The following is a 3021-nucleotide window of genomic DNA, read 5'->3' on the forward strand; positions in this document are numbered from 1 at the left end:
AAGGCGCCCCCAGCCGAGCGGGCTCCAAACGACGGTACCGACACCCTGGTCGATACCGAGCGGCATGAGCTCCCATTCGTATTCGCGACCGATCAGCGAGTAGTAGGCCTGGTGAGCGATATAGCGAGGGAGACCGTATCGTTCCGAGATCGCGAGCGACTTCATGAGATGCCATCCGGAGAAATTCGAGCAGCCGACATAACGGATCTTCCCGGCGTGAATAAAGCCGTCGAGATTACTGAGGACATCTTCAATGGGCGTCATCGCGTCAAATCCGTGAAGCTGAAACAGGTCGATGTGGTCCGTCCCGAGTCGACGCAGACTGCCCTCGATGGCGTTTGTCAAATGATGACGCGAAGAGCCGACGTCATTGGGTCCCGACCCAGACCGGAAGGTTGCTTTCGTTGAGATGAGTACCTGGTCGCGACGGCCCTTGATTGCGGCGCCAAGCACCTCCTCCGCCCGACCCTCGGAATAGATGTCCGCGGAATCGAAGAAATTCATTCCCGCCTCGAGACAAATATCCACGAGGCGAGTCGCTTCCTCGGGTCCAACGGATCCCCACTCTCTGAAGAATTCGTTAGCTCCGCCGAAAGTCCCGGTGCCGAGGCAGAGAACCGGGACGTTCCATCCCGACCCGCCGAGTTGTCTGTATTTCATGGTGATTCGATGTGGTTGATGTGATCCAAAGGTATTCGCAGGGCCTCCCTCAAACAGTTGTAGGCAAAATGACGAAGCGACAGTAAAGCTTCGGGAATCTCCAGGTCCAAATCATCCACTAAAATCCCGCCCCGGGGTTCCTTCAACCCGTCAACCGATAAATTTCCCCCTTGGGCAGTAGACCAAGAAACTGCGAACGCTAGTCGCCGCTCGATCACTTCCGCATCGCGTCCCATCAAGTCTGGCTTCGAGTGATTGAGCTTTTACTGCTCGTGGTTATCGTTGCCGCAGCAATCACATCGCGCGTATAAGATATATAGACGCCCCCTTTCACCCGAATCGAGGGCTACCATCACTGGTGGATACCTCAAAGTGGTAAGCTATGCCACTGAAACCGAATGTAAAAAAGGACGCGTCTATGAACCAGTATAGCCTACGTGGGCCTTGATGCCGACGAAGCGGCGAGGCCCGCGGTGGCTTCGAGGAGATCAACGTCGCCATCCAGGAGACGAACAAGACACTGAACCAGTTTGCAGTCCAGGGCGCGCGCAACATCCAGAACGCATTGGCGGACCTCTTCTTCGAGCCCTTCGAGTCGGGGCTCTCGGGCCCGGGCGACAGTCTGCGCCGCACCCTTAACCGCATGGCGGCGGACATCGTCGCCGCACAGCTTGCGAAGAAACTGTTCGGCGATTATGGCTCGGGCGGCGGTATCGTCGGCGCCGGCGGGCCGACCCGCGCCGTGCCGGCGCTCGCCTTCGCCAGCGCGCCGCGCTTCCACTCGGGCGGCGAGGTCCCGGCCATCCTTACAAAGGGCGAGGAGGACCTCACCCGCAGCGATCCCCGCCACCGCGCCAACCTCGGCGCCGGCGGGATCAACATCACCAACCAATTCACCCTCCAGGGCGAGGTCTCGCGCGCCACCCAGGAGCAGATCGCCGCGCACATCGGCGGCGGTGTCGCGCGCGCCATGCGGAGGAACCGATGAACGACGCGGTCTATGAGCCGGCGCACTACACGCAGGGCGAGATCGACACCATCGACTACATCCGCGACACGCTGACCGGCGAGGGGTTCACCGGGTACTGCACCGGCAACGCGCTGAAATACCTCTCGAGGTGGCGTCACAAGGGGGCGTGGAGGATCTGAAGAAGGCGCGGGTCTACATCGCCTGGGCGATCGAGCGGGAGGAGGCGGGGATCACCGATGATCGCGAAGCCATGAGAGAACAGGCATTCTCACGCCGCTGACAGGGGAGCGATATCGTGAGTAATGGCGTCACCGATTTCCTTTGCGGCACAAGTCAGGTCATAGCCGGATTGCAGGTTCATCCAGAACTGGGCGCTGGTGCCGAAATAACGCCCCAGGCGCAGTGCGGTATCGGCGGTGATGGCGCGCTTGCCATGGACGATCTCGTTGATCCGGCGCGGCGGGACGTGAATGTCCTTTGCCAGCCGGTACTGGCTGATGCCGTATTCCTCCAGGAACTCGGCCAGGTGTTCGCCGGGATGGCTGTATGTCATTGCGGTGTTCATGGTGGATCTCCTCAATGGTAATCGACGATTTCAACCTCATAGGCATGTCCGTCCCGACACTCGAAACAGATCCGCCATTGATCGTTGACGCGGAGACCGTGCTGTCCACGCCGGTCGCCGGACAGGGCTTCCAGACGATGGGACGGAGGGACACGCAGATCATCCAGGGAGACCGCCGCATCGAGCCGTTCAAGACGCATCTTCGCTCTGCGATGAATGTCCTGCGGGATACGGCGGGATGCCTTTCCACTTGCAAGTTTTCTGGTTTCCTTGTCCCGGAAGCTCTTGATCATGGAGGAATAATAACGCCAATCGATAATAACGCAAAGCGTTATTATCTATCCATGGGAAGATCTCGATGACCCCCTTGGCCGAAATCCTGCTGTACGTGGGCCGCGACTATCGCGTCGTGGGCGGGCCGGAGTTCAGCACCGGGATCGTCGCCACCGCGGCCGGGCGCGAGCAGCGCAACCAGAACTGGGAGATCGCGCGCGGGCGCTGGCAACTGGGCGAGCGCCACATCAAAAAACCGGCCAAGGACGCCCTGCAGGACTTTTCCCGCACCCGGGCGGGCCTGCGAGCACGCCTACAACGGCTGGTTCGCCGAGCGCACCGCGCGCGTCTACCGGACCCCCGGGATATGGCCCAGCTAGCCATCAGCGCCGCGGCTGGCTCCCTGTTCAGCCAGCCGGCGCTCGGCTGGGCGGTGGGTGCGGCGGTCGGAGGTCTGCTGTTCGCCCCGAAGGAACACCGCGAGGGTCCGCGCCTGGAGGACCTGAGCGTCCAGGCCTCGACCTACGGTCAGCCGATCCCGCGCTTCTGGGGG

The 3021-nt window shown here is 61.3% G+C and carries 6 protein-coding genes; 3 read left to right on the forward strand and 3 right to left on the reverse strand.

What is annotated here, in order from left to right; translation table 11 throughout:
• Positions 1–660, reverse strand: a 660-nt coding sequence (locus tag LJE91_09205; protein MCG6868884.1) for an aldo/keto reductase, incomplete at its 3' end; no start/stop codon positions are given.
• 565 nt (positions 661–1225) lie between these two features.
• On the opposite strand from LJE91_09205, the gene LJE91_09210 reads away from it, so the two are divergent.
• Both LJE91_09210 and LJE91_09215 read left to right on the forward strand, forming a co-directional pair.
• On the forward strand, positions 1226–1648 hold the full coding sequence (locus LJE91_09210) for a hypothetical protein (GenBank protein ID MCG6868885.1): 423 nt from the start codon (positions 1226–1228) through the stop codon (positions 1646–1648).
• The gene (locus LJE91_09215; protein MCG6868886.1) at positions 1645–1809 is read left to right on the forward strand and encodes a DUF3310 domain-containing protein; all 165 of its coding nucleotides are present in this window, start codon (positions 1645–1647) and stop codon (positions 1807–1809) included. The genes LJE91_09210 and LJE91_09215 overlap by 4 nt, the downstream gene beginning before the upstream one ends.
• A gap of 89 nt (positions 1810–1898) precedes the next feature.
• Here the strand turns inward: LJE91_09215 and LJE91_09220 are convergent, their stop codons facing one another.
• Both LJE91_09220 and LJE91_09225 read right to left on the reverse strand, forming a co-directional pair.
• Entirely contained in the window at positions 1899–2195 is a 297-nt protein-coding gene (locus LJE91_09220; GenBank protein ID MCG6868887.1) for a HigA family addiction module antidote protein, read from the reverse strand.
• Positions 2196–2206: 11 nt separating this feature from the next.
• Complete coding sequence (locus LJE91_09225) at positions 2207–2488, reverse strand: type II toxin-antitoxin system RelE/ParE family toxin (protein ID MCG6868888.1); 282 nt, start codon at positions 2486–2488, stop codon at positions 2207–2209.
• Between the two features lie 65 nt (positions 2489–2553).
• On the opposite strand from LJE91_09225, the gene LJE91_09230 reads away from it, so the two are divergent.
• On the forward strand, positions 2554–3021 hold a 468-nt coding region (locus LJE91_09230; GenBank protein MCG6868889.1), incomplete at its 3' end, for a DUF2460 domain-containing protein.

The sequence above is a fragment of the Gammaproteobacteria bacterium genome, assembly GCA_022340215.1.
Lineage (GTDB): Bacteria > Pseudomonadota > Gammaproteobacteria > JAJDOJ01 > JAJDOJ01 > JAJDOJ01.

What these genes read in the sequence shown, in the direction of transcription:
- LJE91_09215 (MCG6868886.1), top strand. Translation starts at nt 1,645, where the DNA reads ATGAACGACGCGGTCTATGAGCCGGCGCACTACACGCAGGGCGAGATC.
- LJE91_09225 (MCG6868888.1), bottom strand. Translation starts at nt 2,488, where the DNA reads ATGATCAAGAGCTTCCGGGACAAGGAAACCAGAAAACTTGCAAGTGGA.
- LJE91_09220 (MCG6868887.1), bottom strand. Translation starts at nt 2,195, where the DNA reads ATGAACACCGCAATGACATACAGCCATCCCGGCGAACACCTGGCCGAG.